The organism is Rhodococcus sp. IC4_135, from assembly GCF_011602025.1.
In the GTDB taxonomy this organism is placed as follows: domain Bacteria; phylum Actinomycetota; class Actinomycetes; order Mycobacteriales; family Mycobacteriaceae; genus Rhodococcus_F; species Rhodococcus_F baikonurensis.
Genome location: NZ_JAAOLG010000007.1, coordinates 145,525 through 168,402 on the forward strand (window position 1 = coordinate 145,525; position 22,878 = coordinate 168,402).

The 22,878-nt window shown below is 63.8% G+C and carries 25 protein-coding genes and 1 riboswitch; of the genes, 13 read left to right on the top strand and 12 right to left on the bottom strand.

The window, feature by feature from the left end:
- Nucleotides 1-183: 183 nt before the first annotated feature.
- A complete protein-coding gene (locus G8767_RS36345; RefSeq protein ID WP_003944354.1) occupies nucleotides 184-315 on the bottom strand; it encodes a hypothetical protein in 132 nt (43 codons plus the stop codon).
- A 247-nt stretch (nucleotides 316-562) separates the two neighbouring features.
- A complete protein-coding gene (gene thiE, locus G8767_RS15460) occupies nucleotides 563-1,258 on the bottom strand; it encodes a thiamine phosphate synthase (protein ID WP_166810631.1) in 696 nt (231 codons plus the stop codon).
- Nucleotides 1,259-1,284: 26 nt separating this feature from the next.
- A riboswitch (TPP riboswitch) is annotated at nucleotides 1,285-1,432 on the top strand.
- Between thiE and thiO the strand changes: the two genes are divergently transcribed.
- The 7 genes from thiO to G8767_RS15495 all read left to right on the top strand — a co-directional run bounded on the left by thiO (nucleotide 1,432) and on the right by G8767_RS15495 (nucleotide 7,874).
- Nucleotides 1,432-2,511 carry a glycine oxidase ThiO gene (gene thiO / locus G8767_RS15465; RefSeq protein WP_095973703.1) on the top strand — a complete coding sequence of 360 codons (1,080 nt, stop codon included), beginning with the start codon at nucleotides 1,432-1,434 and terminating at the stop codon, nucleotides 2,509-2,511. It overlaps the preceding riboswitch by 1 nt.
- Nucleotides 2,508-2,723: a sulfur carrier protein ThiS gene (thiS, locus tag G8767_RS15470; protein ID WP_003944402.1), complete on the top strand. Its 216-nt coding sequence runs from the start codon at nucleotides 2,508-2,510 to the stop codon at nucleotides 2,721-2,723. The genes thiO and thiS overlap by 4 nt, the downstream gene beginning before the upstream one ends.
- The gene (locus G8767_RS15475; RefSeq protein WP_166810632.1) at nucleotides 2,716-3,468 is read left to right on the top strand and encodes a thiazole synthase; all 753 of its coding nucleotides are present in this window, start codon (nucleotides 2,716-2,718) and stop codon (nucleotides 3,466-3,468) included. The genes thiS and G8767_RS15475 overlap by 8 nt, the downstream gene beginning before the upstream one ends.
- A 129-nt stretch (nucleotides 3,469-3,597) precedes the next feature.
- Nucleotides 3,598-4,572: an ATP-binding cassette domain-containing protein gene (locus G8767_RS15480; protein WP_166810633.1), complete on the top strand. Its 975-nt coding sequence runs from the start codon at nucleotides 3,598-3,600 to the stop codon at nucleotides 4,570-4,572.
- Nucleotides 4,572-5,342 (top strand): ABC transporter permease, encoded by a 771-nt coding sequence (locus tag G8767_RS15485; protein WP_124567863.1) that lies wholly within the window; start codon nucleotides 4,572-4,574, stop codon nucleotides 5,340-5,342. The genes G8767_RS15480 and G8767_RS15485 overlap by 1 nt, the downstream gene beginning before the upstream one ends.
- Nucleotides 5,343-5,474: 132 nt before the next feature.
- Nucleotides 5,475-6,926, top strand: a complete 1,452-nt coding sequence (locus G8767_RS15490; RefSeq protein WP_206029399.1) for a M20/M25/M40 family metallo-hydrolase — start codon at nucleotides 5,475-5,477, stop codon at nucleotides 6,924-6,926.
- 96 nt (nucleotides 6,927-7,022) lie between these two features.
- Nucleotides 7,023-7,874 carry an adenylate/guanylate cyclase domain-containing protein gene (locus tag G8767_RS15495; RefSeq protein WP_124567864.1) on the top strand — a complete coding sequence of 284 codons (852 nt, stop codon included), beginning with the start codon at nucleotides 7,023-7,025 and terminating at the stop codon, nucleotides 7,872-7,874.
- Between the two features lie 4 nt (nucleotides 7,875-7,878).
- On the opposite strand, the gene thiD is transcribed toward G8767_RS15495, so the two are convergent.
- Nucleotides 7,879-8,721, bottom strand: a complete 843-nt coding sequence (gene thiD, locus G8767_RS15500; RefSeq protein WP_003945044.1) for a bifunctional hydroxymethylpyrimidine kinase/phosphomethylpyrimidine kinase — start codon at nucleotides 8,719-8,721, stop codon at nucleotides 7,879-7,881.
- A 156-nt stretch (nucleotides 8,722-8,877) separates the two neighbouring features.
- Here thiD and G8767_RS15505 point away from each other — a divergent pair, with 156 nt between their 5' ends.
- A complete protein-coding gene (locus G8767_RS15505) occupies nucleotides 8,878-9,309 on the top strand; it encodes a GNAT family N-acetyltransferase (protein WP_234036814.1) in 432 nt (143 codons plus the stop codon).
- A gap of 24 nt (nucleotides 9,310-9,333) precedes the next feature.
- Here the strand turns inward: G8767_RS15505 and G8767_RS15510 are convergent, their stop codons facing one another.
- Genes G8767_RS15510 through G8767_RS15520 form a run of 3 tightly spaced genes read right to left on the bottom strand, consistent with a single transcriptional unit; the run spans nucleotide 9,334 to nucleotide 11,705 of the window.
- Complete coding sequence (locus G8767_RS15510) at nucleotides 9,334-10,137, bottom strand: exodeoxyribonuclease III (RefSeq protein WP_095970462.1); 804 nt, start codon at nucleotides 10,135-10,137, stop codon at nucleotides 9,334-9,336.
- 16 nt (nucleotides 10,138-10,153) lie between these two features.
- The gene (locus tag G8767_RS15515; protein ID WP_166810634.1) at nucleotides 10,154-11,065 is read right to left on the bottom strand and encodes a GNAT family N-acetyltransferase; all 912 of its coding nucleotides are present in this window, start codon (nucleotides 11,063-11,065) and stop codon (nucleotides 10,154-10,156) included.
- 40 nt (nucleotides 11,066-11,105) lie between these two features.
- On the bottom strand, nucleotides 11,106-11,705 hold the full coding sequence (locus G8767_RS15520; RefSeq protein WP_050655096.1) for a peptide deformylase: 600 nt from the start codon (nucleotides 11,703-11,705) through the stop codon (nucleotides 11,106-11,108).
- Nucleotides 11,706-11,950: 245 nt separating this feature from the next.
- Between G8767_RS15520 and G8767_RS15525 the strand changes: the two genes are divergently transcribed.
- The 5 genes from G8767_RS15525 to G8767_RS15545 all read left to right on the top strand — a co-directional run bounded on the left by G8767_RS15525 (nucleotide 11,951) and on the right by G8767_RS15545 (nucleotide 16,441).
- Nucleotides 11,951-12,301, top strand: a complete 351-nt coding sequence (locus tag G8767_RS15525) for a DUF3263 domain-containing protein (protein WP_007730120.1) — start codon at nucleotides 11,951-11,953, stop codon at nucleotides 12,299-12,301.
- Between the two features lie 53 nt (nucleotides 12,302-12,354).
- Complete coding sequence (locus tag G8767_RS15530) at nucleotides 12,355-12,954, top strand: LytR C-terminal domain-containing protein (RefSeq protein WP_095970460.1); 600 nt, start codon at nucleotides 12,355-12,357, stop codon at nucleotides 12,952-12,954.
- Nucleotides 12,955-13,049: 95 nt separating this feature from the next.
- Nucleotides 13,050-13,751, top strand: coding sequence for a superoxide dismutase family protein (locus G8767_RS15535; protein WP_007730117.1), 702 nt, complete (start codon nucleotides 13,050-13,052; stop codon nucleotides 13,749-13,751).
- Nucleotides 13,752-13,841: 90 nt separating this feature from the next.
- Nucleotides 13,842-14,966 carry a glutamate--cysteine ligase gene (locus tag G8767_RS15540; protein WP_003945034.1) on the top strand — a complete coding sequence of 375 codons (1,125 nt, stop codon included), beginning with the start codon at nucleotides 13,842-13,844 and terminating at the stop codon, nucleotides 14,964-14,966.
- Nucleotides 14,967-15,073: 107 nt separating this feature from the next.
- Complete coding sequence (locus tag G8767_RS15545; RefSeq protein ID WP_166810635.1) at nucleotides 15,074-16,441, top strand: phosphatase PAP2 family protein; 1,368 nt, start codon at nucleotides 15,074-15,076, stop codon at nucleotides 16,439-16,441.
- On the opposite strand, the gene mnhG is transcribed toward G8767_RS15545, so the two are convergent.
- The 6 genes from mnhG to G8767_RS15575 are packed head-to-tail and all read right to left on the bottom strand — an operon-like array spanning nucleotide 16,407 to nucleotide 22,746.
- Complete coding sequence (gene mnhG / locus G8767_RS15550; protein WP_095970495.1) at nucleotides 16,407-16,748, bottom strand: monovalent cation/H(+) antiporter subunit G; 342 nt, start codon at nucleotides 16,746-16,748, stop codon at nucleotides 16,407-16,409. The genes G8767_RS15545 and mnhG overlap by 35 nt on opposite strands.
- Nucleotides 16,748-17,017 (bottom strand): monovalent cation/H+ antiporter complex subunit F, encoded by a 270-nt coding sequence (locus G8767_RS15555; protein WP_003945061.1) that lies wholly within the window; start codon nucleotides 17,015-17,017, stop codon nucleotides 16,748-16,750. Before G8767_RS15555 ends, mnhG begins: the two co-directional genes overlap by 1 nt.
- Nucleotides 17,014-17,586, bottom strand: a complete 573-nt coding sequence (locus tag G8767_RS15560) for a Na+/H+ antiporter subunit E (RefSeq protein ID WP_095970457.1) — start codon at nucleotides 17,584-17,586, stop codon at nucleotides 17,014-17,016. The genes G8767_RS15555 and G8767_RS15560 overlap by 4 nt, the downstream gene beginning before the upstream one ends.
- Complete coding sequence (locus G8767_RS15565) at nucleotides 17,583-19,283, bottom strand: Na+/H+ antiporter subunit D (protein WP_166810636.1); 1,701 nt, start codon at nucleotides 19,281-19,283, stop codon at nucleotides 17,583-17,585. The genes G8767_RS15560 and G8767_RS15565 overlap by 4 nt, the downstream gene beginning before the upstream one ends.
- Nucleotides 19,280-19,912: a Na(+)/H(+) antiporter subunit C gene (locus G8767_RS15570; RefSeq protein ID WP_095970455.1), complete on the bottom strand. Its 633-nt coding sequence runs from the start codon at nucleotides 19,910-19,912 to the stop codon at nucleotides 19,280-19,282. Before G8767_RS15570 ends, G8767_RS15565 begins: the two co-directional genes overlap by 4 nt.
- Nucleotides 19,909-22,746, bottom strand: coding sequence for a Na+/H+ antiporter subunit A (locus tag G8767_RS15575; protein WP_166810637.1), 2,838 nt, complete (start codon nucleotides 22,744-22,746; stop codon nucleotides 19,909-19,911). The genes G8767_RS15570 and G8767_RS15575 overlap by 4 nt, the downstream gene beginning before the upstream one ends.
- Nucleotides 22,747-22,878: the final 132 nt, after the last annotated feature.

Below are 22,878 nucleotides of genomic sequence, written 5' to 3' on the forward strand. Positions count from 1 at the left end.
CGAGGACGGCGGATTCGGATGGTTGTCGGGTAATTCTCCTGAAGGCAGTGATCAGAACCTGTCCGAGGCGAGCAATACCCAGTTGTAGCGACGTAGTCTCAACAGGTCATATACACAGCAGAAGGGCCGGACTCCTGAGGAGTCCGGCCCTTCCGTGCTTCGGTCTCCCGACCGAAACGAGGCTCAGCTGAGCGAGTTCAGCGCCGTGATGAAGCTGACCGCGGTGATACCGAGCTTGAGCAGCTCGCTGATCTTGCCGAGGTTCAGGTCTTCGAGCGATTCGGTGCTGAGCGAGCCGGTGTCGAGGGATCCCATTTAGTGCTCCTAGGTTCAGTTAGTAACTGGAGGTAAACTACAACAAACCGAATGGGATGTGACACGCAATCGGAGCAACTGTGATCAAGATCACGCATTCCGACTTTTCGGACATCAAATCGCACCTAGGAACTGGGGGTTTGTTGTCTGATCGGACAACTTCCGTTCATGTTTCGAGTCAGGCGTGCTGACCCGTAACTGTGCGGAATCGCCCGGCAAACAGTTGACGGTCGCCAGTTACCGGTTTTCAGCGTCCCGCGACGGCTGCGGCGAGGCGTTGCGCGGCCGCCTGGGTATCCGACGCGTGCGTGATTGCACGCACGACGACGATGCGTGTGGCACCGGCGTCGAGCAGCTCTGGCAGGCGCTCCTCGTCGATACCGCCGATCGCGAACCAGGGGCGCGGCGGCGCGGCGTCGGCGGTCGATCGAACCAGTTCCAAACCGGACGCACTTCGATTCGGTTTGGTCGGTGTCGCCCACACCGGTCCGGTGCAGAAGTAGTCGACGCCCTCTTCGATGGCGGCCAGACTGGCCTGCGCGCGACTGCTCGTCGAACGGCCGATGACGACGTCTTCACCGACAACGGTTCGCGCGTAGGGGACCGGAATGTCGTTCTGGCCGAGGTGGAGGATGTCGGCACCGGAAGCCATCGCGAGATCCGCGCGATCGTTGACGGCCAACAATGCGCCGTGGCGTCGCGCTGCTGCCGCGAGAATGCCCAGCGCTACCAGTTCGTCCTTGGCCTCGAGCGGGCCGAACTCGCGCTCACCGGCGGATCCCTTGTCACGCAATTGGATGATGTCGACTCCGCCGGACAAAGCGGCCTCGGCGAACTGCGCGAGGTCGCCTTTCTCGCGGCGCGCGTCGGTGCACAGGTACAGCCGTGCTGCTGCCAGGCGCTCGCGCCGGTCGATGTCGTTACTGGGATGTGTGGGGTGCACGGAGCAAACGGTAGCCTCTAGGGAGCAAGGTTCGACACGGGAGTCCTGAAACGTCGTCGTCACTTTTTTGTCGTGACTGCGAGGTTCGTGGGGCTGAGAGGGGATCGCGACCAGATCCCGACCGTCAGACCTGACCCGGATCATGCCGGCGCAGGAAGTGGAGGTGGAGTTTCGTGAGTACACACGCTCGTACGGTGTCAGTGGTCGGCGGCGGTGTCATCGGTCTCGCCATAGCGTGGCGCGCAGCCCGCGACGGGTGGTCCGTTCGGTTGTACGACCCGTCCATTGGATCAGGTGCTTCGTGGGTGGCGGGCGGAATGCTTGCACCGCTTTCCGAAGGCTGGCCGGGTGAAGAAACAGCGTTGACGGTTGGTGCAGCTTCCCTGGAACGGTGGCCGGCGTTCGGTGAGGAGCTCGGAAAATTCGGGCAATCGGTCTTCACCGCGGACAGCTCGCTGACGGTTGCACTCGATGCTGCCGACGCGCAGGACCTGCAGACCATCGCCGAGTGGGTGAGCTCGCAGGGGCACGAACTCGAAGTTCTCGGTCGGGCGCGCATCCGTGAACTCGAACCGATGCTGGGCCGGGGCATCCGGTCGGGGTTGATGGCCGTCGGTGAATCCGCCGTCGACAACAGACTTCTGCTGGAGGCGCTGCAGAAGGCCTGCGCGGAAACCGGCGTCGAATTGATCGCGCGTGCCGTCAACGACCTCGCCGAACTGGACACCGATCAGGTAGTGCTCACCGCCGGTATCGCGTCACCCAAGCTGTGGCCCGGGCTACCGGTACGCCCGGTCAAAGGCGAGATTCTTCGCCTGCGGAGTAGGCCTGGAGTCACCCCGGCGCCCAGTCGAACGATCCGTGGCAGCGTCCACGGCCGGCCGGCCTACCTCGTCCCGCGAGGCGACGGAATCGTCGTCGGCGCAACACAATACGAGTCCGGTGAGGACACACAGGTCACGATGGCCGGAGTACGGGACTTGATCAACGACGCCGAGGCGCTGATGCCGGCGATCGGCGAATACGAACTGTACGAATGCGCGGCAGGCCTGCGTCCCATGACGCCGGACAACCTGCCGTTGATCGGGCGCGTGTCCGATCGTGTCGTCGTCTCCACCGGGCACGGGCGCAACGGGGTCCTGCTGACGCCCGTCACCGCCGATGCGACGCTCGCGTTGTTGAACGGCACATCTTTGGTCGAGGTAAAAGGAACCGAACCCGAGCGGTTCGCAGTAGCTAAGGAAAATTCATGAGTGAGCAGGTCCCGATCGGGATCACCGTCAACGGCGAAGATCTCGAGTTCGATCGAGCAGTCACGGTGACCGAACTTCTGACGCACCTCGAGTTGCCGAGCAAGGGCATCGCCGTCGCCGTCGACGGTGCGCTCTTTCCTCGCGGGCGCTGGGACGAATCCGTCGGACGTGGTTGGGAAATCGAGATCCTCACGGCGGTGCAGGGTGGCTGAGCAGGACCTTCTCACTATCGCGGGCCGCAGTTTCGGTTCCCGGCTCATCACCGGAACCGGCGGCGCCGCCAACCTCGCGGTGCTCGAGGAAGCGCTTGTCGCCTCCGGCACCGAACTGACCACCGTCGCGATGCGGCGAGTCGACGCGGCCGGCGGCACGGGTGTTCTGGACCTGCTTCGTCGCCTCGGAATCGAACCGCTGCCGAACACCGCCGGGTGTCGGGGCGCCGCCGAAGCAGTGCTGACGGCGCAGTTGGCACGCGAAGCGCTCGAGACGAACTGGGTGAAACTGGAAGTCATCGCCGACGAGCGGACACTGCTGCCCGACGCAATCGAACTCGTTTCCGCCGCAGAACAATTGGTGGACGATGGATTCACCGTTCTGCCGTACACGACGGACGATCCGGTGCTGGCGCTTCGCCTCGAAGAGGTCGGCTGCGCAGCAGTCATGCCGCTCGGTTCGCCTATCGGCACCGGGTTGGGCATCGCGAATCCGCACAACATCGAGATGATCGTCGAGCGCGCCGGCGTGCCCGTCATCCTCGACGCCGGGATCGGAACGGCCAGCGACGCCACCCTTGCCATGGAGTTAGGCTGCGACGCCGTCCTGCTTGCGACAGCGGTGACGCGGGCCAAGAACCCCGCGTTGATGGCGTCGGCGATGCGTCACGCTGTTCTGGCAGGTTTCGAGGCGCGGCACGCCGGCCGGATCCCCAAGCGATTCTGGGCTCAAGCGTCGTCCTGAGGGACGAGATCCGGGTGATTTCTCGGGGTTCTGCCCGAATTGCCCGGACTCATGTCCTACCTGAGTACCACTCGGAACTAGACCTGTGGCCGATGTGCTGGTCAGTGCCGGTAGGGCAGAGTTCTCCTCATGATTGAACTGAGGGGATTGACCAAGGTTTACGGACCGACGAAAGCGGTGGACGATTTGTCGTTCACGGTCAAGCCGGGCATCGTGACGGGCTTTCTGGGCCCCAACGGTGCGGGTAAGTCGACGACGATGCGGATGATTCTGGGTTTGGATCAGCCGACGTCGGGTGCGGCGTTGATCGACGGCAAGCCGTATCGGGAGCTGAAGACACCGCTGCGGACTGTCGGCGCGTTGTTGGATGCGAAGTGGGTGCATCCCAATCGGAGTGCGCGGGCGCATTTGCAGTGGATGGCTGCTTCGAACGGTATTCCGAAGTCTCGGGTTGACGAGGTGCTCGGGTTGGTCGGGTTGTCCGAGGTGGCGGGCAAGAAGGCCGGCGGGTTCTCGTTGGGTATGTCGCAGCGTCTCGGGTTGGCGGGTGCGTTGTTGGGGGATCCGAAGGTGTTGTTGTTCGACGAGCCGGTCAACGGTCTCGATCCGGAGGGCATCGTCTGGATTCGTAAGTTCATGCAGCGGTTGGCGGCCGAGGGTCGCACGGTGTTGGTGTCGAGTCATCTTCTGTCGGAGATGGCGTTGACGGCGGAGCAGTTGGTGGTGATCGGTCGGGGTCGGTTGATTTCGGATTCGACGGTGGCGGAGTTCGTGGATCGTTCGTCGGAGTCGACGGTGCGGGTGCGTAGCCCACAGCTCGATGCGTTGCGCAGTGTGCTGCTCTCGCAGGGGTTGACGGTGCGTGAGGACGGTTCCGGTGTTGCGCCTGCGTTGGTGGTCGTTGATTCGACGACCGATGTGATCGGTGGTCTGGCTGGTTCACAGGGAATCGTGTTGTACGAGTTGGCGTCCCAGCAGGGATCGCTCGAGGATGCGTTCATGAAGTTGACCGGAGACGATGTCCAGTACCACGCGTCCGGTGTCGATCCGGGTGCCGGAGCCCACCACGCAAACACACAGCAGGCTATGGGAGGTGCACTGTAATGGCTGTTCTCAGTGCTGAACGTATCAAGATCACCACGACCAAGTCCCCGCTGTGGTGCACGGTCATCATCATCGTGCTCGCTCTCGGCTTCGCGGCCATCATGGGCGCCGTTGCCAAGTCGGCTCTGACATCCTCGGACGTCCAGGGAGCACCTGACCTCGACACCGCCGTCGCCACGGCCGGGATCTCGGGTTTCGGGATCATGGTTCTCATGATCATGGCGGCCCTCGCGGTCACCAGTGAGTACCGCTTCGGGACAATCCGAACCACATTCCAGGCAGTTCCCAACCGTGCCTCGGTTCTGATCGCCAAAGCCGGCCTCATCGGTGCCTTCGGCGCGGTGCTGACCTTTGCCCTCGCCTTCGGGTCATATGCGGTGGCCAAGGCCATGGCCGGTACCGACGCCAGCACGGGGCTGACCCTGTCGACTGGTGACGACTGGCGTGCGATCTACGGCATCCCGATCTACGCGTTCCTGTGCGTGATCCTCGCTGTCGGCGTGGGATCGATCATCCGCCAGTCGGCCGGCGCTATTGCGTTGCTCCTGCTCTGGCCGCTGCTCATCGAGAGCCTGTTCGGACTGTTCGGCAGTGTTGGTGAAAAGATCACCCCGTTCCTGCCGTTCGCGAATGCAAACCACTTCCTCAGCCCGGGCGGCGGAAGCCTTGATTTCCACTGGGGTCCCTGGGGCAGCCTGATCTACTTCGCGGTCTTCGTTCTGGTGATTTTCGGAGCAAGTATTGTCATCGTGAATCGTCGCGACGCCTGATCTTGTCGCTCCCTCGGTAGGTGTTGTCGGGAGACCTACCGAGAACGAGGAGTGACAGCAGAGTAGGGACCCAGTACGAAAAACCATTCGTACTGGGTCCCTTTCCTGTGCTTCGGCCGATATCCTCCGAAGATGAGACTCTTCGGTGTGGTTGTGGTCGCAATGGCTGGAGCACTCGTGGTGGGTGGGTGCTCGTCGGGAAGTCAAGCAGCCGTCCCGACAGACCCGGTGGCATTCTCCGAGACCGTCACGGTCGACGCCGTGACCGGGCATCTGGAGCAACTCGAGAAGATCGCCGGTAACAACGACGGCAATCGATCGGCCGGAACCCCCGGCTACGACGCCAGTGTCGACTACGTGGCAAACCTGCTCGAAGACAAGGGTTTCGACGTCACTACCCCGAAATTCGACTTCAGCTCCTTCGATCCCGGCACCGAATCCCTGAAAGCTGCTGACGGCTCCGATGTTCCGGTGCGGGCGTTGACGTATTCCACGTCCACGGGACCGACCGGAATCACGGCACGCCTGGTGGCGATTCCCGCTGACGAGACACCAGGGTGCGAGGCCACCGATTACGACGGACGCGACGTGAACGGTGCCATCGTGCTGGTCACCCGCGGAGTGTGCCCGTTCGGCGACAAGCAGAAGATCGCCGCGGACCGCGGCGCGGCAGCGTTGTTGGTTGCCAACAACGAGGACGCAATGCTGGGCGGGGCTACCTTGGGTGAACCCGAAGACGCCCGAATCCCGACCGGCGGCGTGAGCAAGGCGTCGGGCGAGGCTCTTGCCGCAGCGCCCGGAGATCTCACGCTGATTCTCGACACGTCGACGGAAACGACGAAGTCGCGCAACGTGATTGCGCAGACCAAGACCGGCGCGACCGACAACGTGGTTGTCGTGGGCGCCCACCTCGACAGCGTGCCGGAAGGCCCCGGAATCAACGACAACGGAAGCGGCACCGCAGCCGTGCTGGAAACCGCGCTGCAGATGGGAAGCTCACCGAGCATCGAGAATGCCGTGCGCTTCGCGTTCTGGGGAGCGGAAGAAGTGGGGTTGGTCGGCTCCACCCGCTATGTGGAAGGTCTGAGCGATCAGGAACGGGCCGACATCGCCTTGTACCTGAACTTCGACATGCTCGGCTCGCCCAATGCCGGATACCTGGCCTACGACGGCGACAACTCGGATGCCGTAGGGGAGGGGCCGGGTCCCGAGGGTTCGGCGGGCATCGAGCGCACCTTCGTCGACTTTCTCGCCAGTCGGGGGATTGCGGCGGACGGAACGGACTTCGACGGACGCTCCGACTACGGCCCCTTCATCGAGATCGGAATCCCTGCGGGCGGTGTGTTCAGCGGCGCGGACGAGCGCAAGACACCGGCTCAGGCCGAGAAGTGGGGCGGCGAAGCGGAGGAGACCTTCGACCCGAATTACCACAGTGCCCAGGACAACCTCGCGAACATCGATCGCGACGCGCTCGCTGCCAACGCTTCTGCAGTAGCCTTCGGAGTTGCGACGTATGCCCAGGATTTGAGTGGGCCGAACGGGGTTCCCGTCGGCGATGCCCGAACACAGGCGAGAACCGAATGATCGACTGACCGAATGATCGACTGACGGGCGACCAGGAGGCCACTGTGCGAGAACCGCGGCAGCACACTGTCTGTAACTCTGAGTTACGCTTGAGTTATGGCTGATCTGTCCCCGGAGGACACCGACACGGCAGGTGCTTCTTCCTCCTCCGTTCGAGGCGTCGTCGACGTCGTCTTGAACTCTGCGGCAGAACTGAACCGTCGGCAGCAGCTCATCGACGCGCTACGACGGCTGAGGCGGGCACTACCCGGTGATCCGGGATTCGGAGATCCGCTCTCGCTCGCCGGCCCCGGCGGTGCCCGCGCCGTGGCCCGCGTCGCTGACAGGTTGCTCGATCAGAAACCGGCAGCCACTCGCGAAGTGAGTCTCGGAGCACTGCAGGTATGGCAGGCAGCGCTGGAAAAGATGGGCCGCGGCCGCGGTGATCAAGAACTGACCATCGTCTTCACCGATCTGGTGGGCTTCTCCACCTGGTCGCTCGAAGCCGGTGACGGCGCCACGCTGACGCTCCTGCGTGCGGTGGCGCAGGCCGTGGAAACCCCGATCACCGACAACGGCGGACACGTCGTCAAACGGATGGGTGACGGCCTGATGGCCGTGTTCATTCGCCCGGACGCGGCCCTGAAGGCGGTGTTCACCGCGCAGGACGCGCTCGCGGAAGTCGACCTCGACGGATACACCCCACGCATGCGCGTCGGCCTCCACACCGGTACCCCGCGCCAGATCGGCGACGACTGGCTCGGCGTCGACGTGACCATCGCCGCCCGGATGATGGGCCTGGGCGGCGACGGCAACATCATGATGTCGGCGACAACGCTCGAAGAACTCGAGGCCGGCACCCTCGAGGATCTCGATCTCACGATCCGTCCGTGGCGGCGAGGGTTCTTCGCGACCACACCCAACGGGGTCCCCGTCGATCTGGGTATCTGGCGCGTACGCCGGAACTAGCGCACTAAACCTGAAGCCGCCAGAGCGGGGACACCGGACCATGGCCCGCGCCGAGGTCGTACGACGCCTCGAGGCATTTGGTCACCCACTCCTTGCCGAATGCCACCGCGTCCGGAACGGAATAGCCATGTGCGAGAGCGCAAGTGATCGCAGCGGCCAGCGTGTCTCCGCCGCCGTGATCGTTGCCGGTGTCGATCCGGGCACTGCTGAATTCGAGGAAACGGTCGCCGTCGAACAGCAGGTCGGTCGACAGCTCCGAGGTACGAAGGTGACCGCCCTTGACGATGGACCATTGAGCGCCGAGCGCATGCAGCGCTTCTGCTGCTTGGCGGGCGCTCTTGTCGTCGACGACCTCGATGCCGGTGATCAACCGGACCTCGTCGAGGTTCGGAGTGACCACCGTGGCAGCCGGAATCAAGGTGTTGCGGACCGCGTCGAGAGCTTCTTCGTGCAGCAGCGGATCACCGTGCATCGACGCGCATACCGGGTCGACCACGAGCGGGATCGGTCGGTCGCGGCCGATTCCCACCTCGGCGGCGACTGCGGCTACCGCTTCGATGATCGTCGTCGACGCCAGCATTCCTGTCTTCGCCGCACCGACGCCGATGTCCGAGACCACGACGCGTACCTGGTCGGCGACGATCTCCGGGGGAATCTCGTGGAATCCGCTGACTCCCACCGAATTCTGGACCGTCACAGCGGCGACGGCCACGCAGGCGTGCACTCCACACATCGCCATCGTGCGGGAATCGGCTTGAATACCGGCTCCACCGCCGGAATCGGTTCCGGCGATGGTCAATGCCCGAATCGGGGTCTGTCCGGCGGGGGTCAGGGGCAGCAGCTTCACGACGACGAGCCTACCGATCGGACCTGGGGAAACGGCATCTCGGCCCCACCCTTCGCGCAAACGACCTCGCGAACTGTGATTGCGATCCGGTCGCTTCCGGTGCAAAAATTGGTCGAATCCGGGACAGCGTCGTCGGTAGCTGATTCTATGAGTGGCATGGATCACAGTTATGGAGAGCGTGCGAGCGCAGCTGTCGCCGATCGCGCAGGTGCACATCGTGCCGTGGAGGTCGCCGCAATGAACGACACCGAACACTCGAAGGCCGGAACCTCACCGGAAGTCACGCTCGTGGACAACCCGTCGCACGAACGATTCGAACTGCTCTCCGGCGACGAGTTGGTCGGCATCCTCGGATACCGCGACGAGGACGAGATCCTGGGCAGCGGAGCCGAAGCCGGCGACGTGGTCGCCTACATGCACACCGTCGTCAAGGAAGAGTACGGCGGGCAGGGACTGGCAGCCGTACTCGTACAGTTCGCGATGGACTGTGCCCGTGAACGTGAATGGTCGGTACGGCCCGTGTGCACCTACGTTCAGCGGTACCTCGGCGAGCATCCCGAGTACCTGGAATTGCTCGTCGAGGACTAGCCGCCGGCAACTACGAACAGACGATCAGGCTCCGAGATTCACGATCACCGGAGCGTGATCGCTGGCGCCCTTGCCTTTTCGCTCGTTTCGATCGATCTCGGCTGCTTCGACGCGGGCTGCGAATGCCGGTGAGCCGAGGATGAAGTCGATTCGCATGCCCTGCTTTTTCGGGAAGCGAAGCTGCGTGTAGTCCCAGTACGTGTACACGCCAGGGCCGGGGGTGTACGGGCGAACGACGTCCGCGAACCCGGACTCGGTGAACGCCGTGAACGCTGCTCGCTCCGGCTCGGACGTGTGGGTCTTGCCTTCGAAGAACGCGGGATCCCAGACGTCGTCGTCCGTGGGAGCGACGTTCCAGTCGCCGACCAGGGCGATCTGCGCATCGGGATCCTGCTTGAGCCAGCCCTCCGCGTCGTCGCGCAGCTTGGCCAGCCAATCCAACTTGTAAGCGTAATGCGGGTCTTCCAGCTCGCGGCCGTTAGGGACGTACAGGCTCCACACCCGCACACCGCCGCAGGTGGCACCGATCGCACGTGCCTCGCGGACCGGGTCGGCCTCGGGATCCTTGTCGAACCCGGGCTGATCCTCGAAGCCGATCTGCACGTCGTCCAGGCCGACGCGCGAAGCGATGGCGACACCGTTCCACTGGCTCAAACCGACGTGGGCGACCTCGTAGCCGATTTCCTTGAAGCGCTCGTACGGAAACTGCTCGTCCTTGCACTTGGTTTCCTGCATTGCCAGGACGTCGACGTCGGATCGACCGAGCCAGTCGATGATCCGGTCGGTACGGGCACGGACGGAGTTGACGTTCCAAGTAGCGATGCGCACGAGGGCAAGCCTAGCGTCAGCCGCCGACAGGATCGGTGGCGTATCGGTAGCGGTGGTGTTCGACGAATCCGAGCCGCTCGTAGAGCGCGATCGCCGCGGAGTTCTCGACCGAAACCTGGAGGTAGGCGTGCGTCGCACCGTTCCCGCGACCCCAGGAGAGCAGATCTCCGCAGATCAGCGACCCGATTCCGTGGCGTCGGTGTTCGGGGGCGACGTGAATGCCGGTGAGTCCGACCCAGCGCTTGTGGTCGGGCGCCTCGGTGAGTGCAGCGCGCCCGATGGCAAGCGTCGTATCGGTGTTTCCGATCGCGCCGAAAGTTGCACTGCCCACGACAGCAGTCAGGACCGCCTCGACAACCGCCGGGTCGCCGTGGGCGTCGTACGTCGACAGCCAGTTGTGGTCGGGACGGTCGGCGAACGAGGTGACCGGAGGACCGAGCGGCAGGGTGACATTGCCCAGATCGGCGGCCATCACGATGGTTTCCTTCTCACTGGCCCACCCGTCCGGGGAGGTGCCAAGTCGATCGGGGAGGAGCAGCAGGGTCGGCAGGCCGCGGTCACCGAACCACTGGCGTATCCGTTCGACAGTGCTCGCGTCGAAGCCGGCAACCGTCCCCGCACCACCGAGCGGCAAAGCCGAATTGGCGCGGCCGGTGAAACCGTGACCGGCGCGTAGCAACCAACCGTCGATCCACGCCTGTTCGACCCCCGGCCATGCCGCCGCGGCCGCCGTTTCGAGGTTTCGAATCTCACCGATGCGAATCGGGCGGGCCGAGAGAGTCTTGAGTGCGATCACCTGATCGGCGGAGACCTGGACCAGTCGACCGTCGCCGGCGCGGACGGCGATGGGATCGGCACCTTCGAGGATGCCGATGACGTCGGTCATGGGATGCGAATAGCCGGGTGGGAGCTTGTATCGCAAAACCACCCGGCTACCGATCGAAATGTTGCCGTTCAGAGCAGAATTCTCAGTCTTCGTAATCGTCGTCGTCGTGACCGAACGGATCGTCGACGGTGCCCGGCGTCCAGGTCAGACCGGGCTTGCCCCAACCGGAACGCTTGATGATCTTCTTGGCGGCGCGTGCATTACGGCCGATCAGCACGTCCGTGTACAGGAATCCGTCGAGATGGCCCGTCTCGTGCTGGAGCATCCGCGCGAAGAATCCGGTGCCCTCGACCTCGATCGGGTTGCCGTCGGCGTCGGTGCCGGTGACCTTCGCCCAATCGGCGCGGCCCGTCGGGAACTGCTCGCCGGGAACGGAAAGGCAACCCTCGAAGTCTTCGTCCGGGTCAGGCATCGTCTGCGGGATTTCGGAGGTCTCGAGTACCGGGTTCACCACGACGCCGCGTCGACGCTCGCTGGTGCGGTCGTCACCGGGGCAGTCGTAGACGAAGACACGGAGGGGAACACCGACCTGATTTGCCGCCAGACCGACGCCGTTGGCAGCGTCCATCGTCTCGTACATGTCTGCGATCAGTTCGGCGATCTCGGCCGGGGACTGAGTGACCGGCTCTGTCGCCTTGTGCAGTACCGGGTCGCCGACGATTCGGATGGGGAGGATAGCCATGCGGACAAGGATAGTGCGGCGCGCCCGCGTAGTTATCACGGCCCGCACACTCGATCATGGTTCAATGGTTGCTGAAGAACAGCGATGTAATTCGTTGCTCGGTCGGAACGTGGGCCGCGGGGGAAATTGTGAGTTACCTTCGGGGTCAGGGGACCGGGTAGCTCACGGCCGCGAGAATATCGGTCGGAAAAGAACACCGGGCATACGAGTCTCGCTGACGCCGAGCACAGCAGTCGAGGAGTGACATGGACGGCGCAACCGCGCGTAGTCGGAACCAGTCCGAAGGCACTGGCGCCGACGATTCGGTAGTAGATACAGCTGGCATGCACGAGGTCGGCGAAGACGGCCTCACCCGCCGCGAACACGACATCCTCTCCTTCGAGCGCCAGTGGTGGAAGTACGCCGGCGCGAAGGAAGAAGCCATCAAGGAGTTGTTCGACATGTCGGCAACCCGCTACTACCAGGTTCTCAATGCGTTGGTCGATCGCCCCGAATCCTTGGCGGCTGATCCCATGCTGGTCAAGCGCCTGCGTCGTCTGCGTGCCAGCCGTCAGAAGGCCAGGGCCGCCCGTCGCCTCGGCTTCGAGGTCACCTGAATCACGCGTACAGATGAGCGGGCTGTCCACGCACTGGCGATAAGGTCGACATCGTGAGTACCCCGAAAGAGCAGCCGTCCGGACCTCCGCTTCGCGCAATCGCCATGGTGTTGATCGCTCTGGCGATCGTGTTCATCGGTCTCGGAGCAGCCTCTCTGGGTGGATCGAGCGACGGTGGATCGGGCGACGAGAACACCGCAGCAGAGCAGACCGAATCCTCGGCGCCTGCCACGACGAGCGCCCCCGCTCCGGCCCCTGCCACCTCCAAGCCGGCAGCGACGACCCAACCCGCTTCGGGCGAGACCACCACCACGGCGTCACGGCCCTCGGGAGCTGCGACGACCACGAGTTCCAGCTCTGCGAGCGGCACCGACACGTCGAATGTCAGCGTTCGAGTACTCAACAACAGCACCGTCTCCGGGCTGGCAGCAGGCACCGCCGAGGAATTGACGGCAGCAGGTTGGAACGTCGAGGAGACGGGTAACTACAGCGAGGGCACCGTCAGTACGACGACGGTGTACTACGGATCGTCCGCGGCGGAGAAGGCAGCGGCACAGAAGATCGCAGCTGAACTCGGAGTCACCGCAGAGCCACGATTCGCCGGCATTGCGAACGCGTCACCTGGCGTGATCGTGATCGTGACCTCCAACTGACCGCTCGTGAAGGTGGAACTGACCCGTCGGTTCCAGCTACTACACGCGCCGTTATGATCAGAAGCACTTTCTCGCCACCTCAAAGGAGCGGTTCGATGGCCCCCAGCAGCACCCGGCGTATGTCCTGGCGCGTCGTTGCCCCTGTAGTCGCGATTGCCGCTTTCGGCTTGACCGCTTGCAGTAACAGCGAAGAGCCCAGCAGCGTCCCCGGCACGACTCCTCCGGTGTGGACCGGTGCAGCCGATCCCAGCGCGCACGAAAGCGCGGGCGGCCACGGTTCGGAGACGGCTCACGCCGGCGCTTCTGCCGAGACGGTCACCGCGACGCTGAACGGCACCGACGGCGCCAAGGTCGGAACGGTCACGTTCGCTCAGGAAGGCAGCGACGTCAAGGTCACCCTCGACGCCAAGGGCCTGACCCCCGGATTCCATGGATTCCACGTGCACCAGGTCGCCAAGTGCGAGACCAATTCCGTAGCTCCCAGCGGCGGAGAGCCGGGTAACTTCCTCTCGGCAGGCGGACACTTCCAGGCTGAGGGCCACACGGGCCATCCGGCCAGCGGCGACCTCACTTCGGTTCAGGTCCTCGAAGACGGCACCGCCACGCTGGTCACCACGACCGATGCATTCACCGTCGACGAACTGGTCGCCAACGGTGGAACATCCGTCATGATCCATGCCGGTGCAGACAACTTCGGCAACATCCCGACGCGTTACGCGCCGGCACCGGATCAGCAGACCCTCGACACCGGTGACGCCGGCGGACGCGTCGCTTGCGGTGTCATCACCAAGAGCTGACAAACTCACCTGAGTTTTGCATCACTTCCGGCGACTACCACGCAGTAGCCAGCACGGTGTTTTCACCGACACTGTGATTGGATTCTCTGCGTGGTAGTTCCATTTCCAGGTTCGCCGCGCCCGACGCTGGGCGTGGAGTGGGAGATCGCGCTGGTCGATCGCAAGACCAGAGATCTCTCCAACACAGCAGCCGAGGTGTTTTCGGCGGTCGAAGAGCTTGCCGGCTCCGAAACCCCGCACATCACCAAGGAACTACTGCGAAATACCGTCGAACTCGTCACGGGTATTCACTCGACGGTCGGCGAGGCGATGAGTGATCTCGACAGATCACTGGATCTGCTTCGCCGCGCTGCGAATCCGCTCGGCGTCGACCTCATCAGCGCGGGCACGCACCCGTTCGCGCAATGGTCGACGCAGTTGGTGACCCGGACGCCCGACTACGACGAACTCATCGAACGCACGCAGTGGTGGGGTCGGCAGATGCTGATCTGGGGCGTGCACGTTCACGTGGGTGTCTCGTCCGCGGACCGCGTTTTCCCCATCATCAATGCGCTGCTGCAGCGCTATCCGCACCTTCTGGCGCTGTCGGCGTCCTCGCCGATGTGGGCCGGAGTGGACACGGGCTATGCGTCCAATCGCGCGTTGATGTTCCAGCAGTTACCCACCGCAGGTCTTCCGTACCAGTTCGAGAACTGGGCCGAGTACGAATCGTTCATCGACGACCAGATGAAGACCGGTGTGATCACCAAGATCGGTGGCATGCACTGGGACATCCGTCCCGCACCGAAGTGGGGAACCATCGAGGTCCGGGTGTTCGACGGCGTCTCGACGCGCGCAGAACTGGGTGCACTGGTTGCGCTGGTCCACTGCCTCATCGTCGATCTGGATCGCCGATTGAGTGCCGGTGAGACTCTGCCGAACATGCAGCCGTGGCACGTCAAGGAAAACAAGTGGCGCGCAGCAAGATACGGACTGGACGCCGAGATCATTCTCGACTCCGACGCGAACGAGTGCCTCGTCACTGACGATCTGGATCGCCTGCTCGACGATTTGGCACCGATCGCGGTGTCGCTCGGCTGCGCGGACGAGTTGGCATCGGTGGCGGACATTCCCCGTCGTGGTGCGTCCTACCAGCGTCAACGCCGCGTTGCGGAAGCGACCGGTGGCGATCTTGTCGCGGTCGTCGACGCCTTGGTCGCAGAGCTGGGCACCTAGCAGGCTCACCGCGGGAAGGGCAGTTTCGCGGACTGAAAATCCGGGCATACCAACCGTTTGTCCAGTGGGTGTCCATATTCGGTTCACATGCCGTTTACTATTGTCCGGTGTTGATAGACAGTTGGTCCCAACGAGGGGACGCACCCGGACAATCTGATCGTTCGTGGTCGAGTTCTCATCGACTCCTTCTGATCGGCACAGCAGCATTGACCGCCCTGGTTCTGGGCGTGCAGGCGTTCGCGTCGTACAAGGGCTATCTCGGTCCGGTGGAAAGCCTCTTCGGTGACTACTTCCTCGTTCCCCGTTCGGCGACGATGCCGTGGGTCGGCCTCGCTCTCGCGCTGGTCGGGCTGAACAACAAAGAACGCATCTACGCGGTATCCGCGGCCGTCGTCATCGACGTGGTCGTCGGCGCGATCCGCTGGTTCTCGGGTGGACCGCTGACGATGGGCACCGGCGGCACCTGGGTTCTGACAGCCATCGCGGTGTACGCGGTGTGGAAGTTGTCCGGCGAGCGTCGACTCAGCGTTCTGCACGGCGTCGCTCTGGGCGCGTTGCTCATCATCGCGGCCAAGGTTGCCGAAACGTGGCTGGAGATCACCATTCTCGTCGGCACCGATGTCTGGGACGAGTACGTATTCCTCGCCGACCAGGCTCTCGGGAACCCGTCGTGGGTGATGGGTCAGATCGTCGACGCCATGGGCCCCGTCGGTGCCGCAGCGCTCGACTGGATCTACGTCGAACTACCCGTCGCAGTGATCGTGGTTGCTCTCTATCAAGTACGCAATGGATGGCCGTCGCATCACCTGCTGCGAACGTTCCTGCTCATCGGGCTGATCGGCCCGATCTTCTACGTCCTGTTCCCGGTGGTCGGGCCGGTGTTCGCCTTCGGTCCGCGTGGTTTCGGATTCCAGATCGGTGACTACTGGCCGAATATCGTGCCCAACTTCGACTTCGCGTCGCCGTCGTCGCTGCCGTTCGACGACGCCGCACCGCGAAACTGCATGCCGAGCCTGCACACCGCGTGGGCGGTCGCGTTGTTCATCCACTCGCGCAGCGGACCGTGGTGGATTCGCAGCCTGGGATCGTTCTGGCTCGTCGCGACCCTGACGGCGACGCTCGGATTCGGCTTCCACTACGGCGTCGACCTCATTGCCGGTGCGGTCCTGTGCCTGACGCTCGATGCGGCGCTGCGGGATCCGGAGCGAGGTTGGGGTTGGTTCCGAGTGCGCCTGTTGATCGGCGGCTCGGCACTGCTCGCGGGATTGTTGCTTTCGTACCGATTCGCTGCAGTGCAGATGGCCGAGTACCCGGCGATCTTCGGGCCGCTGCTGATGGCTGTCCTGGTTCTCATGTCGGTGGCGTACTTCGCCACCTTCTTCGCCCGCCCCGGCACCGCTCTTGCAGTGTGGGGCGAGCGCGACGGTGAGTGGGATGCCGCTACAGGAGAGAGTCCGGGTCTTCCAGCTCGTTGATCTTCATGAGGTCGTCCTCTTCACGCTGTTCGCGGTAGGCGACGCGTCCGACGCTGTGCGCGATGACGGGCGCGGTCAGCAACGTGAAGATGCCGACCAGTACCAGCATCCAGATGTCGACGCTGCCACGAAGCAGGAACACCGCACCCATCAGAACCAGAACAAGTCCGACCACCTGAGGCTTGGTGGCCGCGTGCATACGACGCAGGGTGTCGGGGAAGCGAACGATTCCCACCGCGGCGGTCAGTGCGAGCAGCGCGCCGAGGAAGATGGAGACGGCCCCGATCGTGTCGAGGATGTTGCCGATCACTGGTCACTCACCCGGAAGCGCGCGACGGACACGGAACCGATGAAGCCGACCAGCGCCAGCGCCACGATGGCGGGAACGATGGTCGTGTCTTTGCTGTACGCAGCCCAGACCGCGAGCCCACACATCGAGACCGCGATGATCGTGTCCAGAGCGACGAGGCGGTCGAGTGAGCTCGGACCGTCGAGCAGTCGGAACGTGGTCAGTACTGCGGCGATCAGGAGAATCACTCCGGAAATGATCAAGATCGTGGTGATGAACCCGTTCATGGTTGGTCCTCCTGCCGGGGTGCATCGAATTCGTAGTCGCGCTGGTGCCAGGGGCTGGGCTGCCAGTCCGAATCACGTTCGAACGACGCGATGAACAACCGCTCGAGATCCTCCACCGAGCGGTAGAACGCACTGACGGCTTTCTGCGATCCGACGTCGAGCACATGGACGTAGACGATGCGTCGGTTCTGGTCGATCTCGAGAACCATGGTGCCCGGGATCAGGTTCAGAACGTCGATGCACAGCGTGAGAACCAGGTCCGACTTGATTCCGAGTTGGTACCGCAGAACTCCGGTGACCGGCGGCGGCGACGGACGGATCGCCAGCCAGGCGACCTGGATACTCGACACGATCGCGTAGTACACGATCATCCACAGCAGACGCAGAATCGACAGCAGATGCACCCGACCCTCGACCGGTACGCGCGGGAGGGGAAGCAGGACCATGATGATCAGGCCGACGGCGAGTCCGCCGAAGATGTTGCCGAAGCTGATGTTGCCCCACAACAGGATCCACACGACCATCAGCCACAGCAGGATCCCGACGCGGAGTACCTGTTCGCGTTTCATCGCGGAGCCTCCTCGGTATTCGGGACATCGGTGTTCGGGACATCGGTGTTCGGGACGGCTGCAGGGTCGTCTGCAGCGACGGGAGCTTCGTCCACCGGCACGGGTCGGTGGTTGCCGAGAACCGCGTCGATGTAGATGGACCGGTCCTGCAGATCCTTCGCCGCTCTGTCGCTGATGTCGATGATCCGGCCCGCGAACACCGTCAGCGCCAGGCCGACGATGACGAGACCGACCGTCGGGATCAGCATGAAGAGCGGAATCTTGCCGACGTCCTCGCGGTCGACGAACGCGATGTCCTCTTCGGATTCGTCGATCAACGCTGACGGGCTGACGTCGGCGAGGTCACCTTCGGGTGCGTCGGCGCGGGCTCGCCAGAATGCCTTGGTCCACACGCGGGCGACGGCGTAGAGCGTCAGCAAGCTGGTGATCGTGCCGCCGGCGACGAGGATCCAGGCCAACGCGCTGGCGTCGGACGCACCGGCTTGCAGGAGTGCGACCTTGCCGATGAAGCCCGAGAACGGCGGAATACCACCGAGGTTCAGGGCCGGGATCAGGAAGACGATCGCCAGGATCGGGCTGGCCGCCGCCAGACCGCCGAGACGGCGCAGCGACGACGACCCGGCTTGTCGTTCGATCAGACCCACGACGAGGAAGAGCGTCGTCTGCACGATGATGTGGTGGGCGACGTAGTAGATCGCGCCGGAGAGCCCGGACGTCGTGGACAGCGCGATACCGAAGATCATGTAACCGATATGGCTGACCAGTGTGAACGAGAGCAGGCGTTTGATGTCGCTCTGCGCGATGGCACCCATGATGCCGACCACCATCGTGAGCAGGCCGCACACCATCAGTACGTTGTCGAGTTCTCCCTGCGGGAACAGCAACGAGTGCGCGCGGATGATCGCGTACACACCGACCTTGGTGAGCAACCCGGCGAAGACGGCGGTGATCGGTGCGGGCGCGGTCGGATACGAGTCGGGTAGCCACGCCGAGAGCGGGAAGACCGCGGCCTTGATTCCGAACGCCACGAGCAGGACACCGAAGATGGCCGTTCGTGTGCCCGGCGGAATGTTGTCGAAGCGCAGGGCCATGTCGGCCATGTTGAGGGTGCCGGTCGCCGCATAGGCGAAGGCGATGCCCGCCAGGAAGATCAGTGAAGACACCATCGAGACCATCACGTACGAGATACCGGCCCGGACGCGGTCGGCGCTGGCACCGAGCGTCAGGAGCACGAAACTCGCGGCAAGCAGAACCTCGAACCCGACGTACAGGTTGAAGAGGTCACCGGCGAGGAACGCGTTGGAGATACCGGCAGTCAACGCCAGATAGGTCGGCAGGAAGATCGAGACCGGCTGGGCCTCGCTGCCGTCGCGAATACCCTGACCGATCGCGTAGATCATGACGGCGAGCAGCACCACCGACGAGACCACCAGCATCATCGCCGATAGACGGTCGACGACGAGTGTGATGCCGATGGGCGAATCCCAGCCACCGACCTGAACAGCGGTCGTCCCGTCGCGGTCGGCGAGGTAGAGCAGCAGGCCGGACACAGCAACGACGCCGACCAGCGCGATCAGGGTGATCACACGCTGGAAGCGAGGCCGCCGACCGACGACCAGCGTCGCGGCTGCGGCCAGCATCGGGATCAGGACGGGTAGGGGCGCAAGGGCTCCCATCAGGTTGTCCGAGATGGTCATGCGCCTCCACCTCCCTCGATCTCGGTCTGGCGAGCGTCTTTACGCCGCTTCTCGGTTTCCTTCTTACGAGCGAGGTCGGTGGCCCAGTCGGGTACCGGTTCGTCCTCGAAGTCGCCGTCGTGGAGGTCGTCGTAGCATTCGATGTCCTCGAGGTTGACCAGTTGTTCGAGGGGAATAGGGTTTCCGTCCTTGTCGAATGCGTCGCCGCCGATGCTCGGGGCACCGGTGACCGGGTCGTCGGAGCGGTCGTGGTCGGGAGCGTCGGCCGGCAGGCGACGCTTGAGAACCTTGGTGTCCTCGGGATCGTCCTCGACGGCGTCGGCGGTGTTGATCTTGTAAGACCGGTACGCCAGTGCCAGAACGAAGCCGGCGATTCCCATCGTGATCACGATCGCCGTCAGGATCATGCCCTGGGCGAGCGGATCCGCTATCTCCTCGTGGACCGAATCTCGGCCGACGATGGGCGGATTCCCGTCCGATCCACCGACGGTCAGGATCAAGAGGTTGATGGCGTTGCCGAACAGGAGCAGACCCAGGAGCATCCGGGTGATGCTTCGTTCGATCAGCAGGTAGACACCGGCCGACGTGAGGACGCCGATCAGGATCAGCATTCCGATGTTTGCGCTCATGGTGCTTTCACCTCGATTTCTGCGTCGAGGCGGGCGCCGAGACTTCGGAGTACGTCCAGGACCAGGCCGACCACGATGAGGTAGACGCCCAGGTCGAAGAACAGTGCGGTGACCAGTTTGACGTGGCCGATCAGTGGGAGCGTGAACTCGAAGACGGCCGACGAGAGTGCCGGAGCTCCGAAGAACAGCGACACCAGGGCGGTACCTGCGGAGAGCGCCAGGCCGAGGCCGAGGATCTTGCCCGCGTCGATGGGCACTGCTTCACCGAGTTCGTAGCGGCCACCGGCGAGGTAACGCAGCACGAGGGCGAGGCCCGCCGTCAGGCCTCCGGCGAAACCTCCGCCGGGAGCGTTGTGACCGGAGAAGAAGAAGTAGATCGACAACACCATGATGGCCGGGAAGATCAACCTCGTGGTGACCTCGAGAACCAGTGAACGGTGCCGCGGATCGATCAGGTCTCCGCCGCGCAGCCACGTCGTATCGGAGTTGGCGGCAGCTTTGTCCACGATGACGGAGGGAGCGTCGGCGACGCGCGGCGCGATACCGAAGCGGCGGTTGCGGAACACGAGGCTGGCGACGCCGGTCGCTGCGACCAGCAGCACGGAGATCTCACCGAGCGTGTCCCATGCGCGGATGTCGACGAGTAGGACGTTGACGACGTTCTTGCCGTTGCCCAGGTCGTAGGCCGCGTCGGGAAGCAGTTCGTAGATCGGACGAGTGTTCCGGGCGTTGGTGGCGAATGCCGCGATGGTGGTGACGGTGATTCCGACGGCGACGGCGAGTGCGGCACGCGGCCACTTGAAGCCGATCGCCTTGCTTTCGTCGACTTCGGCGGGGAACTTCCGAAGTACGAGCACGAAGATCACCAGCGTCAGTGTTTCGACGAGGAACTGGGTCAGAGCCAGGTCGGGAGCACCGTGCAGCGCGAACAACACACCGCAGCCGTAGCCGGTGAGTCCGACGAGGATGACGCTCGCGAGTCGGTTGCGCATCAGCGTTGCAGCGATGGCGGCCGAGATCATCATCAGCGCGATCGTGAACTGGATCGGCGAATCCCACATCCGTAGGTCGACGCCGGCGTCCTTGGTGTCGATGATCAGCAGGAACAGCGGCACGACGACCAGCGTCGCGAGAATCGTCGACTGCGTGCGGGGGAGCGAACCACGCTGAGTGGCGCCGGTCAGGCGCATCGAGATGGTGTCCATGCCACGCAGGGTCGCGTCGTAGATACGGTCGGCGTTGCCCAGCGGCGGGTGCTCGAAGTGCAGTCGGCTGATCTGACGCTGTGCGATGTAGAGCGCGACACCGCCGGCGATGACGATGCACGTGAGCAGCAGCGGAGTGTTGAATCCGTGCCACAGTGCGAGGTGGTAATCGGCGTGCGGGCCAGGGGCCAGCGTGGTGGAGTACGGCGTCAGCAGCTTCTCGAGTTGCGGCGAGAGAATGCCGGCGGCCAGACCGAGAACGGCGAGCAAGCCGGGCGCGAACAAGAACAGCCAGCCCGGCTTGTGCATCTTGCTGACGGCCGGGCTGGGCTTGCTCAGGGTCTTGCGTCCGAAGGCGCCCCAGATGAACCGGACGCTGTAGCCGACGGTCAGGATCGAGCCCAACACGATCACCGTGACGACGGCAATAGACGACCAGTGGCCGAGCGCGTTCGTTTCGAGAACCGATTCGAGTGCGGCTTCCTTGCCGACGAATCCGAGTAGCGGTGGCAGACCGGCCATGCTGGCGGCAGCGAGGCTCGCGATGATCGCCAGAGCGGGTGCCGCCTTACCCAGGTGAGCAAGTTTGCGCAGGTCACGGGTGCCGGTGGTGTGATCGATGATGCCCACCACCATGAAGAGTGCGGCCTTGAACATCGCGTGCGCCACGACCATCGTCATACCGGCCAGGGCGGCGTCACGCGTACCGATGCCGACCAGGACCATCATGAAGCCGAGTTGGCTGACGGTTCCGAAGGCGAGGACGAGTTTGAGGTCGTATGCGCGCATGGCTCGCCAACCGGCGAGGATCATCGACAGCAGACCCAAACTGATGATGGTGATGCGCCACGGCGTCGAATCGGCGTACCCGGGAGCCAGGCGCGCGACGAGGTAGATACCGGCCTTGACCATCGCGGCAGCGTGTAGATAGCCGCTGACGGGGGTAGGCGCGGCCATCGCACCGGGCAGCCAGAAGTGCAGGGGCACGATCGCCGATTTGGAGAGCGCGCCGATCAGGATCAAGACGATCGCGACGGACGGGAGCCACCCCGTCGGCGGGTTCGCGACCAGTTCGGAGAGGTTGTAGCTACCGCCGACCTGGCCGAGGATGATCATGCCGACCAACATCGCGAGACCACCGGCGGTGGTCACGAGCAGTGCCTGGGTCGCGGCGCGGCGACTGGTGGCGCGTTCGGCGTAGTGACCGACCAGCAGGAACGACAGGACCGTCGTCAGTTCCCAGAACACGTAGAGAAGCAGCATGTTGTCGCTGGTCACGAGCCCGAACATGGCGCCGGCAAAGGCGACCATCTCGGCGGCGAAGATTCCGAGTCGAGGTTCGTCGTCGTTGAAGTAGCGGGCGCAGTAGATCAGGATCAGCGTGCCGACACCCAGGACGAGCACGGCCATGATGGCCGAGAGCGCGTCGAATCTGAAGTCGATGTCCATCGACAGGCCGGGAACCCAGGTGATGTGCAGCGACTCGACGGTGCCCCATTTGTCGATGACCCAGCCGAGGCCGGCGAGGGGGACTATCGCGAGGGGGAAGAAGCCGTTTCGCCCTAACCTGCGCACCACAAGCGGAGCCAAGAGGGCGGCAACGGCATGGGCAAGCAAGATAGCGAGCAAAAGGCACTCCGTCGTGTTGTCAGCGGGCGGCGGGGTGTCCGAACAAAATCGAACCTATCGGAATAACGAGACAATTCACCTAGTCGGAGAGGTTGTCTTTGCGTACATATTACCGGGCGTGGCAGTTTCGAT